Raw genomic sequence first — 23,325 nt, forward strand, 5'->3', positions numbered from 1 at the left:
CGCCGGTGACCGCTCCGATGACCCAGACCCGCAGCATCTTCGACGCCAGCGATCCCATGGCGCTGTTCCGCGACTGGCTGAGCGCGGCCGAAGCGTCCGAACCGAACGATCCCAACGCCATCGCGCTGGCCAGCGTCGACCCGGACGGCATGCCCAACGTGCGGATCGTGCTCTTGAAGGAGATCGAGGAGGACGGCTTCGTCTTCTACACCAACTACGACAGCACCAAGGGGCAGGAGCTTGCGCAGTCCGGCAAGGCCGCTTTCGCGATCCACTGGAAAACGCTCCGGCGGCAGATTCGCGTGCGGGGAACGGTCTCGCGGGTCGAGGCCGCGCAGTCGGATGCCTACTACGCCTCGCGCGATCTCGGCTCGCGCCTGGGGGCGTGGGCATCGCTGCAATCGCGCCCGCTCGACAGCCGCGAAACGCTTGAGGCGCGAGTGGAGGAGGCGCGAAACACGCTTGGCGATAATCCGGATCGCCCGCCGCACTGGGGCGGCTTCCGCCTGAGGCCAGAAACGATTGAATTTTGGGCAGATGGCGCGCACCGGCTTCACGATCGTGAAGTCTGGAGCCGCGAGTCGCGCGCGGGGGACTGGCGGACTCAGCGACTTTTCCCTTAGTATCTGCCAACGCTTTACTTGTTTGTTGCCGTGACCAGTGGGGAATTACCTGAAATTCTAGGGATGGCGGAGAAACCGCCTTTTGACATGATGACTCAAACCGCAGGTGAGGACGGCGAAGTCGTCATCGGCCACGTCAAGTGGTTCGACACGTCGAAGGGATTCGGGTTCGTCACCGCCTCCGACGTGGCCGGCGATATCCTCCTCCACGCCAATGTCCTGCGCAATTTCGGGCAGAGCTCGGTCGCCGAGGGGGCGCGGGTGCGGATCCGGATGATCGAGACCAGTCGCGGCAAGCAGGCCCATTCTGTGCTGGAGATCGAACCGCCGGACCCGGCCGACCATCCCCTGGGTGCGCCCAGCTCCGAGCCCACGGTGCCCGAGACAGGCGGCCCCCTTGTGCCCGCCCGCGTAAAGTGGTTCGACCGGTCCAAGGGGTTCGGCTTCGCCAACGAGTTCGGCAGCAGCGACGACGTTTTCATCCACGTGGACGTGCTGCACCGGTCGACGCTGGCGGATCTGCAACCCGGAGAAGCGGTCGCCATTCGCGTGGCCACCGGTGAAAGGGGGCGTCTCGCGACGCATGTGAGCCTATGGGAAAGCGCAATCGACTCGGACGACTGATCCTCGGGCTTGGCGCCTCGCTTCTGGCGGGCACTGCCGCGCTTGCCGATTGCCGCGATGGCGTGGTCGAGCTGCGCGGCGATTTCGGGCAGGCCTCGTTCCGGGTGGACCTGGCCGATGACCCCGAAGAACGCGCCCGCGGCCTCATGTTCGTCGAGGACATGCCGCGCGGGAAAGGGATGCTGTTCGTCTACGAAAGCCCGCGCCGCGCGTCGTTCTGGATGCGCAATACGCTGATTCCCCTGGACATCATCTTCGCCGACGAAACCGGCACGGTGACCCGGGTCCATGAGAACGCCGTGCCGCTGGACGAGACCTCGATCTCGGGGGGCGACGGGGTGCTGAGCGTCCTGGAGATCAATGGCGGCATGGCCGGGCAGATCGGTATCGAACCCGGCACGCAGATGCGCCATGCGGCCTTGCCGCAGGATGCGGCCGCGTGGCCCTGTTCCGCCGACTGAGCCGCGGCGATAATCGCTTTCCATCACTGGGGCGTGGGTCTATGCAGGCCGCGTCGGGGCGTGGCGCAGCCTGGTAGCGCGGCGGTTTTGGGTACCGTAGGTCGTAGGTTCGAATCCTATCGCCCCGACCACGCCTTCCACATCTGGTGGAGCGTTTTTTGGCTGCCACGAAATCTGGCAGTTATCCCCACAGTTCGGCCTTGACCGCGTTCCCTCCGCAGCGCCTGTCGATTCGATTGGCCCGCCGCCCGGGTTGCACGGACTCGGTCTAATTAATTATAAACACGGCGTTTTCTCCGGCAGTCCCGTCCGGTCGTCGAATTCATCAAGGTTCTTGGCATTTTTTGCTGTGAATAACGGCGAATTTTGCGTTGACCGGAGGACGCCCGATACTGCACCAAGTGTGGGCAAGCCTGATGACCACCAGATATAGTGGATACGCATAGGGCAGCGGATGCGCACACATCCCCGGCCCACACCCCCCTTCATGTCCGGGGCGGTCCTCTGGCTTGCACGAAAAATCACGCGGATCACCGCGGGCTGACAAACCAGAGTGACGGGGCAACAACCATGAAGATCGACCGCAAATTCACCAAGGCCGGGCAGGACGCCTACGCGGATCTGGAGTTCACCAAGACGGTGTCCGAGATCCGCAATCCCGACGGCACGGTGGTGTTCCACAACGACGCGGTCGAAGTGCCCACGAGCTGGAGCCAGGTGGCCAGCGACGTCATCGCCCAGAAGTATTTCCGCAAGGCCGGCGTTCCGTCCAAGCTGCGCCGCGTGAAAGAGCGTGGCGTGCCCGAGTTCCTGTGGCGCTCCGAGGCCGACGACGGCGCCGTCATGGGCGGCGAGACCTCGTCCAAGCAGGTGTTCGACCGTCTGGCCGGCGCCTGGGCCTACTGGGGCTGGAAGGGCGGCTATTTCTCGAGCGAAGAGGACGCGCGCGCCTACTACGACGAGATGCGGTTCATGCTGGCCACCCAGAAGGCCGCGCCGAACTCGCCCCAGTGGTTCAACACCGGCCTGCACTGGGCCTACGGCATCGACGGCCCGGCGCAGGGTCACCACTATGTCGACTACAAGTCCGGCAAGCTGACCAAGTCCAAGTCGAGCTACGAGCACCCGCAGCCCCATGCCTGCTTCATCCAGTCCGTCAGCGACGACCTGGTGAACGACGGTGGCATCATGGACCTGTGGGTCCGCGAGGCGCGGCTGTTCAAGTACGGCTCGGGCACCGGCACCAATTTCTCGAGCCTGCGCGCCGAGGGCGAGCCGCTGTCGGGCGGTGGCCGGTCGTCGGGTCTCATGGGTTTTCTGAAGATCGGTGACCGGGCAGCCGGCGCGATCAAATCCGGCGGAACCACCCGTCGAGCAGCGAAGATGGTGATCGTGGACGCGGATCACCCCGACATCGAGGCCTTCATCGACTGGAAGGTGCTGGAAGAACAGAAAGTCGCCAGCATCGTTGCCGGATCGAAGATGCACGAGAAATATCTCAACGACATCTTCGCAGCCTTCAAATCCTGGGACGGGAAGGCCGAAGACGCCTATGACCCGGCCCAGAACGATGCCCTCAAGACCGCTATTCGCGCGGCCAAGCGGGTGTCGATCCCCGAGACCTATATCAAGCGCGTGCTGGATTACGGCCGCCAGGGCTACGACCGTATCGAGTTCCCCACCTACGATACGGATTGGGACAGCGAAGCCTACAACTCGGTCTCGGGGCAGAATTCCAACAACTCGATCCGCGTGACGGATGCCTTCCTGAAGGCGGTCGAGGAGGATGCCGACTGGCAGCTGATGAACCGCACGACGGGCGAAGTGGCGAAGACCGTCCGGGCCCGCGACCTTTGGGAAAAGGTCGGCCACGCCGCCTGGGCCTGCGCCGATCCGGGCATCCAGTACCACGACACCGTCAACGCCTGGCACACCTGCCCCGAGGACGGGCCGATCCGCGGCTCGAACCCGTGCAGCGAGTACATGTTCCTGGACGACACCGCCTGCAACCTCGCGTCGATGAACCTGCTGACCTTCCTGAAGGACGGCGTGTTCCAGGCCGAGGACTACATGCACGCCACGCGCCTGTGGACCGTGACGCTCGAGATCAGCGTGCTGATGGCGCAGTTCCCGTCCAAGGAAATCGCGCAGCGCAGCTATGACTTCCGCACGCTGGGCCTTGGCTATGCCAATATCGGCGGCCTGCTGATGAACATGGGCCTGGGCTACGACAGCGACCAGGGCCGGGCGCTCTGCGGTGCGCTGACCGCGCTGATGACCGGCGTGAGCTACGCCACCTCGGCCGAGATGGCGGGCGAGCTGGGGCCCTTCCCGGGCTACGCCAAGAACCGCCAGCACATGCTGCGCGTCATCCGCAACCACCGCACCGCGGCGCAGGGCAAGGCCAGCGGCTATGACGGGCTGGCGGTCAAGCCGGTCCCGCTGGACCACGACAACTGCCCCGATGCCACGCTGGTCGAGCTGGCGACCCAGGCCTGGGACGAGGCGCTGTCGCTGGGCGAGACCCATGGCTACCGCAACGCGCAGGTCAGCGTGATCGCCCCCACGGGCACCATCGGCCTGGTCATGGATTGCGACACCACCGGGATCGAGCCCGACTTCGCCCTGGTGAAGTTCAAGAAGCTGGCCGGCGGCGGCTACTTCAAGATCATCAACCGCTCGGTGCCGAACGCTCTGGAAAACCTCGGCTACGGCAGCGCGCAGATCAGCCAGATCATCAGCCACGCCGTGGGCCACGGAACGCTGGGCAACGCGCCGGGCATCAACCACCAGTCGCTGATGGGCCACGGCTTCGGCCAGGCCGAGATCGACAAGATCGAGGCGGCGCTTCCGTCCGCCTTCGACATCCGCTTCGTGATGAACCAGTGGACCCTCGGGGCCGATTTCTGCACCGAGACGCTGGGCATCCCGGCCGAGAAGCTGACCGATCCGTCCTTCGACCTGCTGCGCCACCTGGGCTTCAGCCGGGCCGATATCGACGCCGCGAACGACCATGTCTGCGGGACCATGACGCTGGAGGGCGCGCCGCACCTGAAGGATGAGCACCTGCACATCTTCGATTGCGCCAACCCCTGCGGCAAGACCGGCAAGCGGTACCTGAGCGTCGACAGCCACATCCACATGATGGCCGCCGCCCAAAGCTTCATCTCGGGTGCGATCTCGAAGACGATCAACATGCCGAACTCGGCCACGATCGAGGATTGCCAGCGCGCCTACGAGCTGTCGTGGTCGCTGGGGGTGAAGGCCAACGCGCTCTACCGCGACGGCTCGAAGCTCAGCCAGCCGCTCGCCTCGGCCCTCGTGGCCGATGACGACGAGGCCGAGGAAACCCTCGCCACCGGCAGCGCCCAGGAAAAGGCAACGGTGCTGGCCGAGAAGATCGTCGAGCGCGTGGTGATGAAAGAGGTCGAGAAGGCGCGCGGGCGCGACAAGATGCCCGAACGCCGCCGCGGCTATACCCAGAAGGCCATCGTCGGCGGGCACAAGGTCTACCTGCGCACCGGCGAATACCGCGACGGCCGCCTGGGCGAGATCTTCATCGACATGCACAAGGAAGGCGCCGGCTTCCGGGCGATGATGAACAACTTCGCCATCGCGGTGTCGGTGGGCCTGCAATACGGCGTGCCGCTCGAGGAATTCGTGGACGCCTTCACCTTCACCCGGTTCGAGCCGGCGGGCATGGTGCAGGGCAACGACAGCATCAAGAACGCCACGTCGATCCTCGACTACATCTTCCGCGAGCTGGCCGTCAGCTATCTCGACCGCAGCGACCTGGCCCATGTGAAGCCCGAAGGTCAAAGCTTCGACGACCTGGGCCGGGGCGAGGAAGAGGGCAAGCGCAACTTTTCGGACGTGCCCGACAGTGCCGGCGCCTCGCCGCTGGACGTGCTGCGGCAGGTCGCCTCGACCGGGTACCTGCGGGGCCGGGCGCCCAAGGACTTCGTGGTCCTGCAGGGCGGGGCCTTCGAGGAGCGCGCGCTCGACACCGGGGACGCGGCGGTGGCCGTGGCGACCGAGACCAAGCCGGCGGTGTCCATGGATGCCCGCGCCAAGGCCAAGATGCAGGGCTACGAGGGCGACCCCTGCGGCGAGTGCGGCAACTACACGCTGGTGCGCAACGGCACCTGCATGAAGTGTAACACCTGCGGCGGAACGTCGGGGTGTAGCTGAGACTGAGGAATTCCGGCGGCGGGCAGGGTGTCCGCCACCGGTCAACGCCCCTCGCGGGCGTGTAAGGTCACGGGGCGGGTGCGCTCGCCCTGGACGTCGGCCAGGCCACAGGCAAAAATTTTATATCGAGCAGCAATGACAGAGCCTGGTCAACGAAACTCAGGGCCCCCGCGGGGGCCCTTTTTATTTGTCCGGACCGCCGTCCGCGTCGTCGGCTTTGAAGGCCACGAAGAATTCCCAGACGCACAGCGCCGTCATGACGCCGAAGACCCCGGCCCAGAACGTGTTCCCGGAAACGAGCTCGACGACCGTCCACGCCCCGCAGATGGCGGTGACCACCACCCGCCGCCAGAGCGGACGGAAGAACGGGTGCTGTCCGTCCAGGATCTTCATCGGCTGCGGTCCTTCGGCTGGGAAGCCTACTCGGGATACATGCCGGGCACGACCTGGTCAAAATCGATCAGCGCGCCGGTCATCACGCCGGCGTCGTCGCTGAGCAGGTAGGCCGTCAGCCCCGCCACGCTGTCGGGCTGCACCAGCTTGCCCATGGGCCGCCCCTCGGCCGCCTTCTGCGCCCAGTCGTCGTCGCCGCCGTGGAACTTCTTCTGCACCTCGGCCTCGCCCGGGGTTTCCATCCATCCCACGTTGATGCCGTTCACCCGGATGTGGTCCTTGGCCAGCACCGACGCCGCGTTCTTGGTGATGAGCGCCAGGGCCGATTTCGACGCGGCGTAGGGGGCGAGGAAGGACTGCCCGCCGTGGATGTTGATGGTCAGGATGTTCACGCAGGCCGCCTTGTGGCCGGCCTCGCGCGCCCGTTGGGCAACGCGCTGCAGCGCGAAGAAGGGCGACTGGGTGTTGATCTTCAGGATGCGGTCGAACAGCTCGGGCGTGGTGTCGAGGATCGTGCCCCGGTCGGTCAGCGCGCCGGCCACCACCAGCGTATCCACCCGGCCCATGATTTCGGCCGCGCGGTCCACGGTGTCGATGGTCCCCGCCACGTCCTCGAGATCGGCCTGAACGAAGGTCGCCCCGATCTCGTCCGCCGCGCGCTTGCCCTTGTCCGCGTCGCGGCCGGTGATGACCACGTGCTCGCAGCCCTCGGCCATCAGCCGCTTCGCGATGGCGAGGCCCACGCCCTGGGTGCCGCCGAGGATCAGGGCGCGGGATTCGGTGTGTCGTGCGTTCATGTTTTCTTGCTGCCTTGGAGTTCTGCGTTGCAGCGACAGATAGGGCAGGGCGCGCCGGTGTCGCGTGCCAATGCCGCGCGGCGGCGAATTATGTCCTGTGACATCCTGTCCGGGTCGAGACGGCGCCGCGGGGCCTGGTTCTATGAAAAATAACCCCTTTTCTCAGGGTCTTGGCAGATTCCTCAGGAACTGCCCCGGGCGGGGTGCCCGTTGGTCGATCAGCAAACCGAAACAGGAAAGGGTTTAGCAATGAAAATTCTGACCACCACCGCACTCGCCCTTGGCCTCGCAGCGACCGGCGTTCACGCCGAGAACCACAGCTCGGAAAACGGCGACAGCATGCAGTCGGAGGGCGCGATGACCGCCACCGACAACCAGATGGCCAACGCCGACAGCGCCGACCTGATCCGCAGCCGCGACATCACCGGCGGCAATGTCTACACCACCGCCGGCCTGGACGACTGGGTCGAAGGGTCGATGTATGACGCCGTCAGCGGCGACTGGACCAATATCGGCGAGATCGAGGACCTGGTCCTCAACAAATCGGGCCAGATGATCGGCATCGTGGCCGAGATCGGCGGCTTCCTCGACGTGGGTGACAAGACGGTGATGATCCCCGTCGAAGAGGTGAACCTCGTCGCGGTGGACGATGCCACCTATGGCTACGTCACCAACCGCAGCGAAGAAGAGCTGGAAGAGCTTGAAGGCGTCGACGAAGGCTTCTGGAACTGATCCGGCCTGCGAAAGACGACTTGAGGAAGGGCCCCCGCGCGGGGCCCTTTTTCCGTTCGGGTGCTGAAGGTTAGCCGCGCGGAATATCGAAATCCGGCGCCGCCAGCGTGAAACCCTCGAACCGGAAGCCCGGGCTGACCGTGCAGCCCACCAATGTCCAGCCGCCATGCGCCCGCGCCATCTGCCAGTGGTCCTGTGGCACGATCACCTGCGGCGCGGCGCCGGCGGCCAGGTCCGGGCCCAGGGTATGGTCGGTGGCGGGGCCGTCCTCGTCGGCGGCGATGGACAGGGTCAGCGGCGCGCCGGCGTAGAAATGCCAGATCTCGGTGGCGTCGACCCGGTGCCAGTGGCTGGCCTCACCGTCCCTAAGCAGGAAGTAGATGCAGGTCCCGCTGGCGCGCGGCGTCTCGGGGCCTTCCCATGTCTGGCGGTAATGCCCGCCCTCGGGATGAGGGCGCAGGTCCAGCCGTTCGATGATCTCGTCTGCGGTCATGACAGCAGCTCGGCCAGGTGGTTGAAATCGCGCGCCACGAGGTTCCAGTCGCCCTCGGCCGCGAGGTCGGTCGTCTGAGACGTGCCATGCTCGGTCGGTCGCGGGACGAAGGCGGTCAGAAGCCCCGCCGCCCGTGCCGCGTGCAGGTCGCCGTTATGGGCGGCGACCATCATCACCTCGCCCGGCGTCAGCCGCAGCGCGGCGCAGGAGGCAAGGTAGACTTCGGCCTTGGGCTTATAGTCGCGCGCGATCTCTGCCCCGAGGATGCAATCCCACGGCAGGCCGCCCCACTTGGCCAGCCGCGTCATCAGCGCAATCGACCCGTTCGAGCAGGGTGCGATGATGTGGCCCGCCTTCAGGGCCGTCAGCCCGGCCACCGTGTCGGGCCAGGGATCCAGCCGTTCCCACGCGTGGTTCAGTGCGTCCGGGTCGGGGCAGGTGGCCCCGAACCGGTCCAGCACGATGTCCAGGTTCTCGCGGTGCAGGTCGTCCAGCGGCACGTAGCCCCGCCCGCCCGAGCGGATCCGCTCCATCGCCGGGTCATACTCGCCGCGCCACGCGTCCGCGAAGGCGAAGGCATCGACCGACGGGATCGCGTTCGCCACGTCGCGGGCCACCGAGGCCCGCCAGTCGACGCAGGTGCCGAACACGTCGAAGATCAGCGCGGCGGGCGCGCTCACAACGCGGGAACCATGGGCGCGGCCTCGGAATCCAGCACGCCGATGGCGCGCGGATCGGGGAAGATGTTGACCTCGCGCCGCTCGGCCTCGAACCTGTGCTTCATGTAGAACGGGATCGCCTTCGGGCTGTCGAGCGAGCAGGTGTTCAGCCGCACGGTCTTGGCGCCGCGGTCGAAGATGCGGCGCTGCACCTCGGGCATGAGCCACGATCCGATGCCGCGCCCGACGGCCGCGGGGGTCAGCCCGAAAAAGGCGATCTGCGGGTTGTTCTCTTCGCGGAAGTCCAGCTCGACCATGCCCAGGGGGCCGTTATCGCTTTCGACGAGGTAAAGCTCGACCTTCGGGTCGAGGATCACGTCCAGCAGGTCGTCGTCGCCCAGCATCAGGCGGCTGGTCCACAGCCAGTCGCGCCCGATCAGACGGAACAGGTCGCGGTAGGTGGCCGCCGGCATCCGCGTCTCGCGCCTCAACCGCACGCCCGCCGGGGCGGGCTGCGCCGGCGCGGGCCGGTGGCACACGAGATGCGTGACCACCGCCGCCAGCATGCCTTTCGGGACGCCGTGGTGACCTTCGCCCAGCATCAGCGCAGGATCGACTTGCCGGCGAACTCGGCCGTTTCGCCCAGGATTTCCTCGATGCGGATGAGCTGGTTGTATTTCGCCAGCCGGTCTGAGCGTGCCAGCGACCCGGTCTTGATCTGACCGCAATTTGTGGCCACGGCCAGGTCGGCGATGGTCGCATCCTCGGTCTCGCCCGAGCGGTGGGACATGACGTTGGTGAAGCGCGCCCGGTGGGCCATGTCGACGGCCTTGAGCGTCTCGGAAAGGGTGCCGATCTGGTTCACCTTCACGAGCATCGAGTTGGCGCAGCCCTTCTTGATGCCGTCCGCCAGCCGCTTGGGGTTGGTGACGAACAGGTCGTCGCCAACCAGCTGCACCTTGCCGCCCAGGGCGTCGGTCAGCATCTTCCAGCCGTCCCAGTCATCCTCGGACATGCCGTCCTCGATCGACAGGATCGGGTAGTCGCTGCACAGCTTTTCAAGGTAGGCGACGTTTTCTTCCGAGCTCAGCGTCGCGCCTTCGCCCTTCATCTCGTACTTGCTGTTCTCGTAGTACTCGGTCGCGGCGCAATCCATCGCCAGCATGATGTCGTCACCGGGGGCGTAGCCGGCCTTCTCGATGGATTTCAGGATGAAATCCAGCGCGTCGCGGGTCGAGCCCAGCTCGGGCGCGAAGCCGCCTTCGTCGCCCAGGCCCGTGGACATGCCGGCGGCCGACAGTTCCTTCTTCAGTGTGTGAAAGACCTCGGAGCCCATGCGCACGGCGTCTCGGATGTTGCCCGCGCTCACCGGCATGATCATGAATTCCTGGATGTCGATCGGGTTGTCGGCATGCTCGCCGCCATTGATGATGTTCATCATGGGCACCGGCAGCACCCGCGCGGCCGTGCCGCCCACGTAGCGGAACAGCGGCTGGCCGGTATATTCGGCGGCGGCCTTCGCGGTGGCCAGCGAGACGCCGAGGATCGCGTTGGCGCCCAGGCGGCCCTTGTTGTCGGTGCCGTCCATCTCGATCATCGTGGCGTCGATGGCCTGCTGCTCGGTCGCATCCATGCCCACCAGGCCCTCGGCCAGCTCTCCGTTCACGGCGGCCACGGCTTCGAGCACGCCCTTGCCCATGTAACGCGACTTGTCGCCGTCGCGGCGTTCGACCGCCTCGTGCTGGCCGGTGGACGCGCCCGAGGGCACGGCGGCCCGGCCCATGGTCCCGTCCTCGAGCACCACGTCCACCTCGACCGTCGGGTTGCCCCGGCTGTCGATGATCTCGCGGCCGATGATGTCGATGATCGTGCTCATGGGTCTCTCCTGTCGGTATGGCTTGCGTTGCCCGATACCTAGCGCAGGGCCGGTGGCGATGAAAGCTATTGCGCTAACAGGCGGGGGCGGCGGCCGCGCGGGCCAGCCGTCTTTCGCGCAGCACGGTGTAAAGGCCGGTGCCCACGACCAGCGCCGCGCCCAGAAGGGTCGTGGCCGCGGGTCGTTCGCCCAGAACCAGAACCCCCAGCGCCATGGCGAAGATCAGGCGGGTATAGCGGAAGGGCACGACGGCCGAGACCTCGCCCAGGCGCGTGGCCGTGGTCAGGGCCCAGTAGCCACTGGCGCCCATAACCGCGCCGCCGACCAGGGCCACCCAGGTCGCGGGCGCGGGCACCACCACGCCGGGCTGGAAGGGGAACAGGATGACACCGCAGAGCACGTAGGACGAGACGCCCCAGAAGGTCAGCTGCGGGGTGGGGATCGTCTGCGGGATGCGCCGGGTCGCGATATCGCGCAGCACCAGGCCAAGGACCCCCAGCAGCGCCAGCAGGGCCTCGGGCCGGAAATCCGCGCCGAACGGGTCGAGGATGATCAGAATGCCCACCATGCCCAGCCCGACCGCCACCCACCGGCGCCAGCCCACCTGTTCGCCCAGCACCAGGGCCGCTGCGGCCGTGACCGCAAGCGGGGTACCCTGCAGGATCGCCGTGGCCAGCGACAGCTCGACCAGCGTCAACGCCGTGACGAATCCCAGCGCGGCGATGATCTCGCCGGTATTCCGCACCAGGACCAGGGGATGCAGGAAGGCGCGCGAGATCAACGGCAGGCCATGGCGGCGGCAGAGGCTTGCGAACATGACAAGGCCCACGCCGCCCATCAGCACGAAGATCTGCCAGGTCGGCAGGTCCCGCGCGACGATCTTGATGACCATGTCCTCGATCGCGAAGCAGGCCATGGCCACGCACATGAGCGCAATGGCGCGCAAATTGTCCATCGTGACCCCGTCGATCGGTTAAGACTGGCGGCGCCGTCGACTGTCGCGCGCGCCGCATGGCCATCAGTGGCTCACGCCCGCCCCCCGGTCAACGGAGGGGCAGGCCGGCTCAGCTCCGGCGCCGCACGCCGTAGAGCTCCAGCTTGTGGCCCTTCAGCTCGTATCCGAGCCGCTTTGCAATGCGTTCCTGCAGTTCCTCGATCTCGGGATCGACGAATTCGATCACGTCCCCTGATTGCAGGTCGATCAAATGATCATGGTGATCGCGTTCGGCATCCTCGTAGCGGGCGCGCCCGTCGCCGAATTCGTGCTTCTCCAGGATCCCGCTTTCCTCGAACAGCTTCACGGTGCGGTAGACGGTGGCGATCGAGATGTTGGGATCCGCCTCGACGGCGCGGCCGTACAGCGTTTCGACATCCGGGTGGTCGCGGCTGTCCTCGAGCACCCGCGCGATGGTGCGGCGCTGTTCGGTCATGCGCAGACCGTGCGCGGCGCAACGGTCGAGGATGGTGTCTGACATGCGGCCCCCGGCGTCTCAAGGCGTGCCCTGTCTATCGCCGGTTGCGATCGGCGACCACCGCAAATCCGGCCGCTAGACCAGCAACCGGCCTTCCATGACCCGCACGGCACGGCCCGAGATCGTGACACCCTGCGGTGTCGCGACCACGCCGATGCGGCTGGGCCGGCCCATGGCCTCGCCCTGCCGGATCTCGAGCCTGAGCTCGGCCGCGTCGCCGCGCAGGTAGGCGCCCAGGGCCGCCGCGGCGCTGCCCGTGGCCGGGTCCTCGGGGATGTTGTCGAGCGGCGCGAACATCCGCGCGTCCACCCGCTCGCCATCGCGCACGTAGGCGAGGACGGCGAAATCGAAGTCAGACGGATAGGCTGCCTGGCCGCGACGAAAGGCGTCCATGTCGGTCAGGCAGGCGTCGAGACATTGCAGCGACGTCATCTCGGCCAGCACGAAAGGCAGCCCGACCGACGCCATGACCGCGCCGCGGATCGAGTGCGGCGGCAGCGACAGGCAGCGGGCCACCAGGGCCGGGTCGGGCCGGTGCAGGATCTCGAGCGGGGTGGTGCGGGTGAACTCCCCGCGCCCGTCCGCAACCTGTGCCGTCACGGTCCCATCCCGCAGGGCCAGGGACAGCTGGGGCCCGTGGCCCGCATCACCCAGCGCGACCGCCGCGCCGATCAGCGGGTGCCCGGCAAAGGGCACCTCCTGCAAGGGCGTGAAAATACGCAGCCGGGCGGTGGCGTCTTCCGCGGGGAAGAGGAACACCGTCTCGGAAAAATTGAACTCCCGCGCGATGGTTTGCAGCCGGTCCTGCGGCAACGCGCTGGCATCGGGGAAAACCGCCAGGGGGTTGCCGCCGAACGGGCGGTCGGTGAAGACGTCGTAGACGAGGTAGGGAACCGGCACGCGTGTTCAGACCGTGTAGAGCGGCGGCTTGCCCTGCGCGTCGTGGATGTCGTTCACCTGCTGCTGGCCAAGCGACAGGCCCTTGGCCAGCGTGTCGAGGAACACGGCCTCGGCGCGGTTGTCGGGGTCGATGGCCAGCACGGCGGAGGTATAGACCTCGATCTCGTGGCCCTGCGGCGTGTCCCGGGCCAGCGCCTCGGGATCGACGGGCGCGGTCATTTGCGCCTGGATGAATGCCGTCTCCTGCGGGTCGCTGTCGCCGATGATCTCCATCAGCGTGGCGCGCTCGGCCTGGTCGATCTCGCCATCGGCGCGGGCCGCCTGGATCATGGCGCGGATCATCAGGCCCGAGACCTGTTCTTCCTCGGCCGTATCGGCGGGCGTCTCGCGCGTGGTGTCGAGCAGGCCCTTCATCTTGCCCGCGCCCGCGCTGCCGCCCGCGACACCGGCGAGCCCGCCCAGGAGCCCGCCCAGCGAGGACGATCCGCCAGCGCTGCCGCCGCCACCGCCAAGGCCCAACTGGCCGAGAAGCCCGTCGAGCCCGCCGGTCGAGGACGGCGCGCCCGCGCTGCCGCCCTGTGCCTTCTGCTGTGCGAGCTTGCGGCGGATGCCGTCCATGCCGCCCGCCTGCTGGTAGGCCTGCACGCCCTTCGCGGCGGCGAAGGCCAGCGCCATTTTCACGGCCATATTCTTCAACGACATGGTGTTCTCCCGCCTTGGATTGCTATCGCAACAAACCTAGGCGCGCCGATCCCTCCGCGCCAGTGAGCGGGCCGAATAATCGGCGCGAACCGGCCAAGCGGTCGCAGTCTCGTGGATCTGGGAAGCTGGAGCGGGTGAAGGGAATCGAACCCTCGTCTTAAGCTTGGGAAGCTCCTGCTCTACCATTGAGCTACACCCGCCTTGCTCCATCCCATGCGCCAAAGCGGGCGCGCCGTCAAGCGGCCCCGGACGGCTCAGCCCCGGCGGCGTCCGCCTTCGCGGCCCGAGGTGTTGAAGCTCGGGTCGGGCAGGGTCGCGATCTTGCGCAGCTCGGGAAACGGGTCGGTGGCGTGGGGGATAGCGTTGGCGGCCACGAAATGCTCCTGGAAGCGCGGCTCGATCGCCGTTTCCACCTTGTGGATGCGCCGGACCGTCGACTCGATCTCGGACCGGGCTGCAAGGTTCAGCAGCGCGATCCGCGCGCCGGTGCCGGCCGCGTTCCCGGCACTGGTCACCCGGTCGAGCGGGACGTCCGGGATCATGCCCAGCACCATGGCGTGCAGCGGGCTGATATGCGCGCCGAAGGCACCGGCCAGGACCACGCGACCGACCCGGTCCACGCCGCGTTCGTCCATCAGAAGCCGCGCCCCGGCGTAAAGCGCCGATTTCGCAAGCTGAATGGCCCGGATGTCGCCTTGCGTGACCGTGATGCGCCGGTCGCCGTCGTCGTGGATCACGTAGGCCTGCGTGCGCCCGTCGGGTTGCATCCGGTCGGTGCCGGCCTGTTCGGCATTGGCGATCAGGCCGCCCGCGTCCAATAGGCCCGCCATCCGCATCTCGGCCACGGCCTCGATGATGCCCGAACCGCAGATGCCGGTGATCCCGGTGTCCTTCGTGGCCGCGGCGAAGCCCGGGTCGTCGGACCAGAGATCGCAGCCGATGACGCGGAAGCGCGGCTCCTTCGTCTCGGGGTCGATGCGGATGGCCTCGATGGCGCCGGGCGCCGCGCGCTGCCCGCTGGAGATCTGCGCGCCCTCGAAGGCGGGGCCGGTGGGGCTGGAGCAGGCGAGCACGCCGTCGCGGTCGCCCAGCAGGATTTCCGCGTTGGTGCCCACGTCGATGATGAGCGTCAGGTCCTCCTGTGCGCCCGGCGCCTCGCTGAGCGCGACGGCGGCGGCATCGGCGCCCACGTGGCCCGCGATGCAGGGCAGAAGGTAGGTCCGCGCGGCGGGGTTCACGCAGCCGATATCCAGCTCGGCCGCGTCCAGTGTCAGCGCGTCGGCGGTGGCGAGCGCGAAGGGCGCCTGGCCCAGTTCGACCGGGTCGATGCCCAGCAGCAGGTGGTGCATCACGGGGTTGCAGACCACGGTGATCTCGACCGCCGCGCGGGCGGGCACACCGGCCTCGGACAGCGTATCCTCGATCAGCCCCGACAGCCCTTCTCGCACGGAGCGCGTCATCTCGGCGTCGCCGCCCGGGTTCATCATGGAATAGCTGACCCGGCTCATCAGGTCCTCGCCGAACCGGATCTGCGGGTTCATGACGCCGGTGCTCAGCACGACCTCGCCGGATTGCAGGTTGCACAGGTGCGCCGCGATGGTGGTCGAGCCCAGGTCGATCGCCAGGCCGTAAAGCCCGCCCTCGTAGAAGCCGGGCCAGACGTCCAGCAGGCGCGGCGCGCCCGAATGGTCTTGGTGGATGGCGCAGGTGACCTGCCACTCGCCCTTGCGCAGCGCGGGTTGGAGCTTGGACAGTACCGGCAGGGTCACGGTCAGGCCGTCCACCTGCCACTGATCCTTCAACGCGCGCTTCAGCCGCTCGAGATCGCCCGAGGGCGTGTGCATGTCGGGTTCTTCGACCTCGACCACCATCAGGCGCGTGGCCGGGTCCATGACGATGTCGCGGGCGGCCGCGGCCTTGCGCACGACCTGCCGGTGGACCTGGCTGCCGGCCGGCACGTCGATGACCACGTCGCCCTGGATCTGGGCCTGGCAGCCCAGGCGGCGGCCGGGTTTCAGCCCGCGCTTGTCGTCGTAGCGCTGTTCGACCTTGTTGAACGGGCTCAGCGCGTCCTCGCGCACCGTGAGACCCAGCTTGGGGAAGGCGCCGCTGCCGGGGCTGACCTGGCATTTCGAGCAGATGCCCCGCCCGCCGCAGACCGAGTCGAGGTCGACGCCGAGCTGGCGGGCGGCGGTCAGGACGGGGGTGCCGGCCGGGAAGCGGCCGCGCTTGCCCGACGGCATGAAGACGACCAAGGGATCAGACATGCGTGTTCCCCGTGGAAAGCGATTTTAGGTTCGAGAATATCGAAGATTTTGCGACGCAAATTCGGGTCAGCAGATCATGTCGATGCCGCCGCGATTGCAGATGATCACGTATTGAGGGCCGCAGGCGATCATGTGAAAGCCGCGGCTGCGCACCTCGGCGATCAGCCGGCCGCGCCCGATCTCGCGATCCGCCCAGGCCCGGTTCCGTCGGACCACACCGCCACGTGCGACAGCCTTGGCCGAAAACAACTCGGCCACGTGATGATCCGCGAACGGGCTGGGAGGGGATAGCATCATCCCCCGATCTGAACCGGCGCATGGTAAACATTGGCTTAACCGCGGCGCCGCCGCCGTCCGCCGCGCGCCCCGCCGGTGGCCTGCGCCGCCTTCGAGGCCTCGATGAAGCTTTCGCCGCCATCGACCGCATCCAGCACGCGCGAGAACTTGATCCACTCGTAGCCATTGTCGTCGTGGTTCATCAGGAAATTGGCGGCGCGGATCGCCTCCATCTCGACGGCGCGCATGGGGTTCATGATGGCGCTGGTCATGCCAGCGCCAATGGCCATGGGAAGGAAGGCCGCGTTGATGCCATGGCGGTGGGGCAGGCCGAAGCTCACGTTTGACGCGCCGCAGGTTGTGTTGACGCCCAGCTCGTCGCGCAGGCGGCGCACCAGGGTGAAGACCTGCTGGCCGGCCGTGGCCATGGCGCCGATGGGCATCACCAGCGGATCAACCACGATATCGTGGGCGGGGATGCCGAAATCGGCGGCACGCTCGACGATCTTCTTGGCGACGGCGAACCGCACCTCGGGGTCTTCGCTGATACCGGTGTCGTCGTTGCTGATCGCGACGACCGGCACGTTGTATTTCTTGACCAGCGGCAGGACCAGCTCCAGCCGCTCTTCCTCGCCCGTGACCGAGTTCAGCAGCGGGCGGCCCTCGGCGGCTTCGAGCCCGTTCTCGAGCGCACCGGGGACCGAGCTGTCGATGCAGAGCGGCACGTCCACCAGCGACTGCACCCGCCGCACGAGTTCCGGCATCAGCTGCGGCTCGACGAAGTTGTTGTCGGCGTAGCGCGGATCCTCGGCCATCTTGTTGGTGAAGACCGCGCCCGAGTTCACGTCCAGCACCATGGCGCCGCAGGCGACCTGCTCGATCGCGTCCTTCTCGACGGTCGAGAAGTCGTCCATCTCCAGCTCGGCCGCCAGCTTCTTGCGGCCGGTGGGGTTGATGCGCTCGCCGATGACGCAGAAGGGCTCGTCGAAACCGATGGTGACGGTCTTGGTCTTCGACTCGATAACGGTACGGGTCATGGCTTTCCTATCTGGCTGCGGCGCGTTGGCCGCCGTGGTCGCGCGCCCAGTCCGCCGTGGCGGTGATGCCGCCCAGCGGGAAGAAGTGCACGCTTTCGATGTTGAACTCGGGGTGTTGCGCCTTGTGCGCGGCCAGCGCGGCCACGACGTCGGTGGGCTCGTAGGGCAGCAACAGCTTGGTCACGTCCATGGCGCGCTTCTGCAGCACCGACAGAGACGGGCCCACGCCGCAGGCGATGGCGAACTTGATCAGGGTCTGCAACTTGGCGGGACCGGCCACGCCGATATGGATGGGCAGGTCGATGCCTCCCGCGCGCAGACTGTCGGCCCACTCGATCACCGGCGCCGCGTCGAAGCAGAACTGGGTCGCGATGGCCATGCGCGCGTCGGTGGTGTCCGAGAAACGCTGCTTCCAGCGCAGCGCGGCGCTCACGTTGTCGGCGCCGCCCGACGGGTCGATGTCGCGGTTGCCCTCGGGGTGGCCGGCGACGTGGATCCGGGTGAAGTCGCCGAACAGGCCGGTTTCCAGCAACTGCATGCTGTCAGTGAAGTCACCGTTGGGCGTCGCCAGGCCGCCCGCCAGGACCAGCGCCCGGTCCACGCCGGCCTCGCCGCGATAGCGCGCGATCCAGTCCGCGAGCGTCGCGCGGTCGGGGATCACCCGGGCCGGAAAGTGCGGCATGACCGGGAAGCCCTGGTCGGCCAGGCGCCGGGCGGTCGCGACCATGTCGTCGATGGGCGTGCCGTCGATATGGGCGATGTAGACGCGGGTGCCCTCGGGCAGGATCGCGCGGAAATCGTCGATCTTGGCGGCGGTGCGCGGCATCACCTCGATCGAGAAGCCGTCGAGGAACGGCGCCATGGCACCGTGGGCGGGCCTGGTGGTGGGGGACGGGCGTTTGAAGGACAGAAGCGACATCAGGGTCTCCAGCGAGCGAGGGAAACGGGGCAGGGGTCAGGCCCAACCGTCTTTGGCGATCAGGGTCTTCAGGCGGTCGGTGTCGTACTCGGCGTCGATCCGGTCGGCCTCGGCCCGCGCGACATCGGCATCGTCGCCGTCCACGCTGTAGGGAGGGGCCTTGCGCCATTCGGCGAGGTAGTCATCGGTGGAGGCCGCGCCCGATTTCATGGCGGCGCGGTCGATGGCCTGTTCGAACCGTTCGGGCAGCGCCAGCTTCGTGGCCCGCCGCCCGCGTCCGACGATGACCTGGGCGGGCATGTCGCGCCAGTACACGATGGTCACCTCGGCCATTGTCGGATCTCCTCTTTCCCGTTTCCGATAGGACGCGCCAGCCCCGCCCGAATGCCGATTTTCGACATCCTGTCGGGACAAGACGACGCGCCCGTCGCTCACGCGGCCTGAGGTAAGCCCAAGCGACCGGGATGGCCAGCGGCGGGGCGCGTCATTCGGCTCAACATGATTATGAAGGCGTGCGGCCGGGCCAGGGCGGCGCGCGGCCGGTGAGAAGGCTTGCAAGGTGCGGGCGCGGGGCCTACGCTTGCGGTAAGTGTAAAGGAGGGCGTGTGAAAATGGCGCCCAAGCGTCCCATAGGTGCGGGCGTGTTCCCGAAACCGGTAGAGCCGCCCGGCACCCAGAAACCCGATCCCGCGTCGCTTTATGCCGCGCTGGATCTCGGCACGAACTCGTGCCGCATGCTGATTGCCCAGCCCAAGGGCAACCAGTTCCATGTCGTGGATTCCTTCGCCAAGTCCGTGCAGCTTGGCCAGGGGCTCGAGGCGAGCGGGCGGCTGAACGCCGCCGCCATGCGCCGGACGGTGCACGCGCTGCGGATCTGCCAGTCGAAGCTGCAGAAGCACAAGGTCAGCCACATGCGGCTGGTCGCGACCGAGGCGTGCCGGCGTGCCACCAACGCGGGCGACTTCATCCGCATGGTCCGGCGCGAGACGGGTCTACGGCTGGACATCATCGAGCCCGAGGAAGAGGCGCGGCTGGCCGTGATCTCCTGCGCGCCGCTGGTCAGCACCAAGACCGAACAGCTGATGGTCGTGGATATCGGCGGCGGCTCGACCGAGCTTGTCTGGATCGACCTGACCCGCGTGCCGCGGGTGGAACGGCCCCGCGCCATCATGCGGCTGCACGCGGGCTTCAAGCCCGCGGACGGATCGCCCTTCCCGGCGGCGCGTGTCGTGGACTGGATCAGCGTGCCTCTGGGTGTCGCCACCCTGCGCGAGCAATTCGACGACGTGAAGAACGACGCCGCCCGCTTCGCGCTGATGAGCTGGTTCTTCGAGGAAAACCTCGTGAATTTCGCGCCTTACGCCACCGAGCAGAAGCGCGAGGGCTTCCAGATCATCGGCACCAGCGGGACGGTCACCACCGTGGCGGCCAGCCACCTGGGCCTGCGTCGCTATGACCGCAACCGCGTGGACGGGCTGCGCATGACCAGCGCGCAAATCGACGCCGTCATCCGCGATTACCTGACCCTCGGCCCCGAGGGGCGCCGCGCCGATCCGCGCATCGGACGCGACCGCCACGCGCTGATCATGTCCGGTGCGGCGATCCTGCAGGCGTTGCTGCGGGTCTGGCCCACCGACCGGCTGAGCGTGGCCGATCGCGGCCTGCGTGAAGGGTTGCTTTACGCCCAGATGTCGGCGGACGGCGTGCTGGAGGACGGCCCCTACTGACCCGGCGCCCAGATCAGGCCGCGCTGGTGGCGATCTCGGAGAAACCGCCGAAAATCATGCGCTTGCCGTCGAAGGGCATCTGCATCTCGGGATCGTCCTCCATCATCTTCTTCCAGCCCGCGTCGCGCGTGGCCTTGTCGGGCCAGACGATCCAGCCCGCGGCGACGGTTTCGTCCGGCCCGCATTTCACGGCCATGGGCAAGGATGTCAGCTCTCCGCCGGGGACATCGTCGCCCCAGCAATCGACCGCCCCGGTGGCGCCGATGGACAGGAAATAGGCGTGCGATTTGGTGCAGAACTCGGTATAGGCCTGCTTGTCGGCGCTGGGAACGGCGGCCACGAAAAGATCGAAATACGGCATGGTGCGAACTCCTTCGTCTGCGGTATCCCCATGGACGCCCGGCCGGGTTCGATTTTCAACGATTTGTTTCGCGCGACCGCGCGGGCGGAAGGATGGCGATCATGGCCAAGAAGACCAGCGGCCGCGGCGCGCGCGACCTGACCGTGAAGGTGAAGACGGCGCGGGGGCGGCGGTCCTCGTCGACCCGCTGGCTGCAGCGGCAGCTGAACGACCCCTACGTGAAGCGCGCGCAGGCCGAGGGGTATCGCGGCCGCGCGGCGTTCAAGATCATGGAACTGGACGACAAGTACGGCTTCCTGCGCCCCGGCGCGCGGGTGGTGGACCTTGGCTGCGCGCCGGGCGGCTGGTTGCAGGTGGCCGTGCCGCGCATCAACGCGCTGGGGGACACGCCGGGCAAGCCCAAGGGCCGCATCCTCGGCGTGGACCTGCAAGAGGTCGAGCCGGTGCCGGGCGCCGAGATCCACCAGATGGATTTCATGGATGAAGGCGCCGACGACCGGGTCAAGGAATTGCTGGGCGGGCGGGCCGACGTGGTCATGTCGGACATGGCGGCCGCGTCCTCGGGCCACAAGCAGACCGACCACCTGCGCATCATCGCGCTGTGCGAGGCCGCGGCCTACCTGGCCTTCGACGTGCTGGACGAGGGCGGGACCTTCGTCGCCAAGGTGCTGGCCGGCGGCGCCGAGGGCGATCTGCAGAAGATCCTGAAACAACGCTTCGCCAAGGTCGCCCACATGAAACCGCCCAGCAGCCGGTCGGACAGTTCCGAGAAATTCGTGGTGGCGCAGGGCTTTCGCGGCGTCGACTAGGGTCGCTCCGCTCGCCGTGATCGTCTCGACCGACGAGGTCGTGGGCAGTTGGCGCGCGGTCTCGTCCCAAGGCGCGCCGCTCTCGCGGCTGGCGAATACCGACCCTAGTTCGGTGTCAAAACGAACGCCCGCCCTGTCGGAGCGGACCGTCGCCGTGGCTTGGCTCGATACGGTAACCCGCCGTTTTCCTGCGCGAGCACCGCGCGCTTATCAGTCCGGCTTTCGTACCCCGTTCGACGATTTTCAACTCGCGGCGCTGGTTAGGCTGCCGTCCGCGACCCATCACGCGTAAGCCGATCCTCTGTCCCCGGCTGACCGGTCGAGGCCGGCACGGGAAGGGTGCCGGCCTCGTTTCCTGAGGGCGATGCGAGCGTAAGGCAGTGCCTACTTGCCTTGTCCGGGCGCGAAGCGCGAGCCGTTGTCGTCGGCTTTCGTTCTCTTGGCGCGTTGCCCCGGCGCGTACCGTTTGCCGTTATCGTCGCGCGGCGACGCCTTCGTCCTCTGTCCCGGGGCAAGCTCGCTTGCAGAATTGTTGTGCGTTTCGGCCACCGCCATGGGCGCCCCGAACGCGAGAACGGCTGCAACGAAAATCGAGATCAGTTTCATGGTCATTCCTCCCCACTGGAATAAATATCACATAATACATTTTCTCTCGAATTGATAGTCGCCTAAAATTTCACCGCGCCAGGACGATATCCGCCTTCAACCCGCCCAGACGCTCGGACCGGTCCAGCCGCAGGATGCCGCCGTGCTGTCGCGCGATGTCCATGGCGATGCTCAGGCCCAAGCCCACGCCGCCGCCCGCGTTCTGGTTGCGCGCGGCATCCAGCCGGGCGAAGGGGCGCATCGCCTCGTCCCGGGCCGCCTCGGGGATGCCGGGGCCGTCATCCTCAACCGTGAAGACCAGCGCCTTGGGGGTCAGCGACAGCGACAGCTCGGCCCGACTGCCATACCGGACGGCGTTGCCCACGAGGTTCTCCAGCGCGCGGTTGATCGCCACGGGCTGGAGCAGGGCCTCGCCCGAGCCGGTGATGCGGTGGATATGCGCGGCCTGTCCCGCGCGGCGGCTGTTCTCGACCAGATCCTGGAGCAGCAGGGCTGGGTCGACCAGCGTCGGATCGTCCAGCGTGCCGTCGCGGGCGAAGTCGAGAAAGGCGTCCAGCATGCGCTGCATCTCGTCCACGTCGCGTAGCAGGGCAGGGGCCTCGGGATCGTCCATCATCGACAGGCTCAGCCGCATCCGGGTCAGCGGCGTGCGCAGGTCGTGGCTGACGCCCGACAGCATCAGCGTCCGCTGCTCCATCTGCCGTTCGAGCCGCTGGCGCATGTCGAGGAAGGCGGCCCCCGCCTGCCGCACCTCGGTCGCGCCGGAGGGGCGATAGGGCTGGAGCCGGCCGCGCCCGAAGGCCTCGGCCGCCGCGGCGAGGCGCTTGATCGGTCTGAGCTGGTTCTTGAGAAACAGGTAGGCGATCACCGTCATCAGGATCGACGTGCCAACCATAAGAACCAGCAGCTGATGCGGGTTCTCGGCCGACACGCGGTCGCGGTCGAAACTCAGCCCCACGGGCCCTTTCGACGTGTCGATGCTGAGGAACACCGCGCCGTCGTCGCGCGCGAGGTCGATGCCGGTGATGCCCGGCAGATCGTCGTGGAGCGTGGGAAGGACCAACCGCCCCGACAGGTCGTAGAACAGGCGCGCGTCCTCGGTCACCGGGTCGGGGTCGGGCAGGACCAGGTCGATGTTCAGCGACCGCGCCAGCTGGCCAGCGTGGTCGCGGGCCTCCGCCAGGTCCGGCGCTTCCTCGATCAGGGTGACGAGGCGCGACAGTTCCAGCGCGACATTCGTGGTCATCTGCTCGGTCACGTCCTCGAACAGGCGCTGGATGAAGACGACCGACACGACCAGCTGGATGGTGATGACCGGCAGCAGCAGGATCAGGGCGGCCCGTCCGTAGAGCGACCGGGGGACATAGCGTTTGAGACCATCGACTGTCATGCTGGCCACG

At 67.3% G+C, this 23,325-nt stretch carries 25 protein-coding genes and 2 tRNA genes; 8 read left to right on the top strand and 19 right to left on the bottom strand.

All coding sequences use genetic code 11. From position 1 onward, the window contains the following. Positions 1-17 precede the first annotated feature (17 nt). The 5 genes from pdxH to BUB76_RS00630 all read left to right on the top strand — a co-directional run bounded on the left by pdxH (position 18) and on the right by BUB76_RS00630 (position 5,899). Positions 18-623, top strand: a complete 606-nt coding sequence (gene pdxH, locus BUB76_RS00610) for a pyridoxamine 5'-phosphate oxidase (RefSeq protein WP_073125532.1) — start codon at positions 18-20, stop codon at positions 621-623. Positions 624-710: 87 nt separating this feature from the next. Continuing rightward, positions 711-1,247 carry a cold-shock protein gene (locus BUB76_RS00615; protein WP_073126474.1) on the top strand — a complete coding sequence of 179 codons (537 nt, stop codon included), beginning with the start codon at positions 711-713 and terminating at the stop codon, positions 1,245-1,247. After that, positions 1,217-1,708, top strand: a complete 492-nt coding sequence (locus BUB76_RS00620; protein WP_073125536.1) for a DUF192 domain-containing protein — start codon at positions 1,217-1,219, stop codon at positions 1,706-1,708. Before BUB76_RS00615 ends, BUB76_RS00620 begins: the two co-directional genes overlap by 31 nt. 54 nt (positions 1,709-1,762) lie before the next feature. Further along, a tRNA-Pro gene (locus tag BUB76_RS00625) sits at positions 1,763-1,839 on the top strand. 439 nt (positions 1,840-2,278) lie between these two features. After that, the gene (locus BUB76_RS00630) at positions 2,279-5,899 is read left to right on the top strand and encodes a vitamin B12-dependent ribonucleotide reductase (RefSeq protein WP_084140482.1); all 3,621 of its coding nucleotides are present in this window, start codon (positions 2,279-2,281) and stop codon (positions 5,897-5,899) included. A 183-nt stretch (positions 5,900-6,082) separates the two neighbouring features. Here the strand turns inward: BUB76_RS00630 and BUB76_RS00635 are convergent, their stop codons facing one another. Both BUB76_RS00635 and BUB76_RS00640 read right to left on the bottom strand, forming a co-directional pair. Beyond that, complete coding sequence (locus BUB76_RS00635) at positions 6,083-6,292, bottom strand: hypothetical protein (protein WP_084140483.1); 210 nt, start codon at positions 6,290-6,292, stop codon at positions 6,083-6,085. A 26-nt stretch (positions 6,293-6,318) separates the two neighbouring features. Beyond that, on the bottom strand, positions 6,319-7,089 hold the full coding sequence (locus tag BUB76_RS00640; protein ID WP_073125539.1) for an SDR family oxidoreductase: 771 nt from the start codon (positions 7,087-7,089) through the stop codon (positions 6,319-6,321). A 249-nt stretch (positions 7,090-7,338) separates the two neighbouring features. On the opposite strand from BUB76_RS00640, the gene BUB76_RS00645 reads away from it, so the two are divergent. Further along, a complete protein-coding gene (locus tag BUB76_RS00645) occupies positions 7,339-7,821 on the top strand; it encodes a PRC-barrel domain-containing protein (protein ID WP_073125542.1) in 483 nt (160 codons plus the stop codon). Between the two features lie 70 nt (positions 7,822-7,891). Here the strand turns inward: BUB76_RS00645 and BUB76_RS00650 are convergent, their stop codons facing one another. The 14 genes from BUB76_RS00650 to BUB76_RS00715 all read right to left on the bottom strand — a co-directional run bounded on the left by BUB76_RS00650 (position 7,892) and on the right by BUB76_RS00715 (position 18,755). Beyond that, positions 7,892-8,314, bottom strand: coding sequence for a cupin domain-containing protein (locus BUB76_RS00650; RefSeq protein WP_073125545.1), 423 nt, complete (start codon positions 8,312-8,314; stop codon positions 7,892-7,894). Further along, positions 8,311-8,994 (bottom strand): haloacid dehalogenase type II, encoded by a 684-nt coding sequence (locus BUB76_RS00655; protein WP_073125549.1) that lies wholly within the window; start codon positions 8,992-8,994, stop codon positions 8,311-8,313. Before BUB76_RS00655 ends, BUB76_RS00650 begins: the two co-directional genes overlap by 4 nt. Beyond that, entirely contained in the window at positions 8,991-9,575 is a 585-nt protein-coding gene (locus BUB76_RS00660) for a GNAT family N-acetyltransferase (protein ID WP_073125552.1), read from the bottom strand. Before BUB76_RS00660 ends, BUB76_RS00655 begins: the two co-directional genes overlap by 4 nt. Continuing rightward, a complete protein-coding gene (eno, locus tag BUB76_RS00665; RefSeq protein ID WP_073125556.1) occupies positions 9,575-10,849 on the bottom strand; it encodes a phosphopyruvate hydratase in 1,275 nt (424 codons plus the stop codon). Before eno ends, BUB76_RS00660 begins: the two co-directional genes overlap by 1 nt. A 73-nt stretch (positions 10,850-10,922) precedes the next feature. Continuing rightward, entirely contained in the window at positions 10,923-11,804 is an 882-nt protein-coding gene (locus BUB76_RS00670; protein WP_073125560.1) for a DMT family transporter, read from the bottom strand. A 109-nt stretch (positions 11,805-11,913) separates the two neighbouring features. Next, positions 11,914-12,324: a Fur family transcriptional regulator gene (locus BUB76_RS00675; RefSeq protein ID WP_073125563.1), complete on the bottom strand. Its 411-nt coding sequence runs from the start codon at positions 12,322-12,324 to the stop codon at positions 11,914-11,916. Between the two features lie 72 nt (positions 12,325-12,396). Beyond that, on the bottom strand, positions 12,397-13,221 hold the full coding sequence (locus tag BUB76_RS00680) for a PhzF family phenazine biosynthesis protein (protein ID WP_073125566.1): 825 nt from the start codon (positions 13,219-13,221) through the stop codon (positions 12,397-12,399). A gap of 6 nt (positions 13,222-13,227) precedes the next feature. Then, a complete protein-coding gene (locus tag BUB76_RS00685; RefSeq protein WP_073125569.1) occupies positions 13,228-13,923 on the bottom strand; it encodes a DUF533 domain-containing protein in 696 nt (231 codons plus the stop codon). A gap of 126 nt (positions 13,924-14,049) precedes the next feature. Further along, positions 14,050-14,123: transfer RNA gene (locus BUB76_RS00690), tRNA-Gly, on the bottom strand. 54 nt (positions 14,124-14,177) lie between these two features. Next, complete coding sequence (locus BUB76_RS00695) at positions 14,178-16,190, bottom strand: ASKHA domain-containing protein (RefSeq protein WP_073125572.1); 2,013 nt, start codon at positions 16,188-16,190, stop codon at positions 14,178-14,180. A gap of 66 nt (positions 16,191-16,256) precedes the next feature. Next, on the bottom strand, positions 16,257-16,448 hold the full coding sequence (locus BUB76_RS00700) for an N-(5'-phosphoribosyl)anthranilate isomerase (protein ID WP_139250741.1): 192 nt from the start codon (positions 16,446-16,448) through the stop codon (positions 16,257-16,259). 74 nt (positions 16,449-16,522) lie between these two features. Next, positions 16,523-17,503 (bottom strand): methyltetrahydrofolate cobalamin methyltransferase, encoded by a 981-nt coding sequence (locus BUB76_RS00705; RefSeq protein ID WP_073125579.1) that lies wholly within the window; start codon positions 17,501-17,503, stop codon positions 16,523-16,525. Positions 17,504-17,510: 7 nt separating this feature from the next. Beyond that, complete coding sequence (locus BUB76_RS00710; protein WP_073125582.1) at positions 17,511-18,422, bottom strand: methylenetetrahydrofolate reductase; 912 nt, start codon at positions 18,420-18,422, stop codon at positions 17,511-17,513. Positions 18,423-18,458: 36 nt separating this feature from the next. Then, on the bottom strand, positions 18,459-18,755 hold the full coding sequence (locus tag BUB76_RS00715; protein WP_073125585.1) for a virulence factor: 297 nt from the start codon (positions 18,753-18,755) through the stop codon (positions 18,459-18,461). A gap of 278 nt (positions 18,756-19,033) precedes the next feature. Here BUB76_RS00715 and BUB76_RS00720 point away from each other — a divergent pair, with 278 nt between their 5' ends. Further along, complete coding sequence (locus tag BUB76_RS00720; protein ID WP_073125589.1) at positions 19,034-20,149, top strand: Ppx/GppA phosphatase family protein; 1,116 nt, start codon at positions 19,034-19,036, stop codon at positions 20,147-20,149. A gap of 13 nt (positions 20,150-20,162) precedes the next feature. On the opposite strand, the gene BUB76_RS00725 is transcribed toward BUB76_RS00720, so the two are convergent. Next, on the bottom strand, positions 20,163-20,510 hold the full coding sequence (locus tag BUB76_RS00725) for a DUF1428 domain-containing protein (RefSeq protein ID WP_073125590.1): 348 nt from the start codon (positions 20,508-20,510) through the stop codon (positions 20,163-20,165). 101 nt (positions 20,511-20,611) lie between these two features. On the opposite strand from BUB76_RS00725, the gene BUB76_RS00730 reads away from it, so the two are divergent. Further along, entirely contained in the window at positions 20,612-21,319 is a 708-nt protein-coding gene (locus BUB76_RS00730) for an RlmE family RNA methyltransferase (RefSeq protein ID WP_073125594.1), read from the top strand. A gap of 384 nt (positions 21,320-21,703) precedes the next feature. Here BUB76_RS00730 and BUB76_RS00735 read toward each other — a convergent pair whose 3' ends face one another. Both BUB76_RS00735 and BUB76_RS00740 read right to left on the bottom strand, forming a co-directional pair. Beyond that, positions 21,704-21,925 carry a hypothetical protein gene (locus tag BUB76_RS00735; RefSeq protein ID WP_073125597.1) on the bottom strand — a complete coding sequence of 74 codons (222 nt, stop codon included), beginning with the start codon at positions 21,923-21,925 and terminating at the stop codon, positions 21,704-21,706. Between the two features lie 70 nt (positions 21,926-21,995). Then, positions 21,996-23,315, bottom strand: coding sequence for an ATP-binding protein (locus BUB76_RS00740; RefSeq protein WP_073126480.1), 1,320 nt, complete (start codon positions 23,313-23,315; stop codon positions 21,996-21,998). Positions 23,316-23,325: the final 10 nt, after the last annotated feature.

This window comes from Palleronia salina, from assembly GCF_900141995.1.
GTDB classification, from domain to species: domain Bacteria; phylum Pseudomonadota; class Alphaproteobacteria; order Rhodobacterales; family Rhodobacteraceae; genus Palleronia; species Palleronia salina.

Coding starts and splice junctions, on each gene's coding strand:
- pdxH (WP_073125532.1), top strand. CDS start 18: ATGACCCAGACCCGCAGCATCTTCGACGCCAGCGATCCCATGGCGCTG.
- BUB76_RS00615 (WP_073126474.1), top strand. CDS start 711: ATGATGACTCAAACCGCAGGTGAGGACGGCGAAGTCGTCATCGGCCAC.
- BUB76_RS00620 (WP_073125536.1), top strand. CDS start 1,217: ATGGGAAAGCGCAATCGACTCGGACGACTGATCCTCGGGCTTGGCGCC.
- BUB76_RS00630 (WP_084140482.1), top strand. CDS start 2,279: ATGAAGATCGACCGCAAATTCACCAAGGCCGGGCAGGACGCCTACGCG.
- BUB76_RS00635 (WP_084140483.1), bottom strand. CDS start 6,292: ATGAAGATCCTGGACGGACAGCACCCGTTCTTCCGTCCGCTCTGGCGG.
- BUB76_RS00640 (WP_073125539.1), bottom strand. CDS start 7,089: ATGAACGCACGACACACCGAATCCCGCGCCCTGATCCTCGGCGGCACC.
- BUB76_RS00645 (WP_073125542.1), top strand. CDS start 7,339: ATGAAAATTCTGACCACCACCGCACTCGCCCTTGGCCTCGCAGCGACC.
- BUB76_RS00650 (WP_073125545.1), bottom strand. CDS start 8,314: ATGACCGCAGACGAGATCATCGAACGGCTGGACCTGCGCCCTCATCCC.
- BUB76_RS00660 (WP_073125552.1), bottom strand. CDS start 9,575: ATGCTGGGCGAAGGTCACCACGGCGTCCCGAAAGGCATGCTGGCGGCG.
- eno (WP_073125556.1), bottom strand. CDS start 10,849: ATGAGCACGATCATCGACATCATCGGCCGCGAGATCATCGACAGCCGG.
- BUB76_RS00670 (WP_073125560.1), bottom strand. CDS start 11,804: ATGGACAATTTGCGCGCCATTGCGCTCATGTGCGTGGCCATGGCCTGC.
- BUB76_RS00675 (WP_073125563.1), bottom strand. CDS start 12,324: ATGTCAGACACCATCCTCGACCGTTGCGCCGCGCACGGTCTGCGCATG.
- BUB76_RS00685 (WP_073125569.1), bottom strand. CDS start 13,923: ATGTCGTTGAAGAATATGGCCGTGAAAATGGCGCTGGCCTTCGCCGCC.
- BUB76_RS00695 (WP_073125572.1), bottom strand. CDS start 16,190: ATGTCTGATCCCTTGGTCGTCTTCATGCCGTCGGGCAAGCGCGGCCGC.
- BUB76_RS00705 (WP_073125579.1), bottom strand. CDS start 17,503: ATGACCCGTACCGTTATCGAGTCGAAGACCAAGACCGTCACCATCGGT.
- BUB76_RS00710 (WP_073125582.1), bottom strand. CDS start 18,422: ATGTCGCTTCTGTCCTTCAAACGCCCGTCCCCCACCACCAGGCCCGCC.
- BUB76_RS00715 (WP_073125585.1), bottom strand. CDS start 18,755: ATGGCCGAGGTGACCATCGTGTACTGGCGCGACATGCCCGCCCAGGTC.
- BUB76_RS00720 (WP_073125589.1), top strand. CDS start 19,034: ATGGCGCCCAAGCGTCCCATAGGTGCGGGCGTGTTCCCGAAACCGGTA.
- BUB76_RS00725 (WP_073125590.1), bottom strand. CDS start 20,510: ATGCCGTATTTCGATCTTTTCGTGGCCGCCGTTCCCAGCGCCGACAAG.
- BUB76_RS00730 (WP_073125594.1), top strand. CDS start 20,612: ATGGCCAAGAAGACCAGCGGCCGCGGCGCGCGCGACCTGACCGTGAAG.
- BUB76_RS00735 (WP_073125597.1), bottom strand. CDS start 21,925: ATGAAACTGATCTCGATTTTCGTTGCAGCCGTTCTCGCGTTCGGGGCG.
- BUB76_RS00740 (WP_073126480.1), bottom strand. CDS start 23,315: ATGACAGTCGATGGTCTCAAACGCTATGTCCCCCGGTCGCTCTACGGA.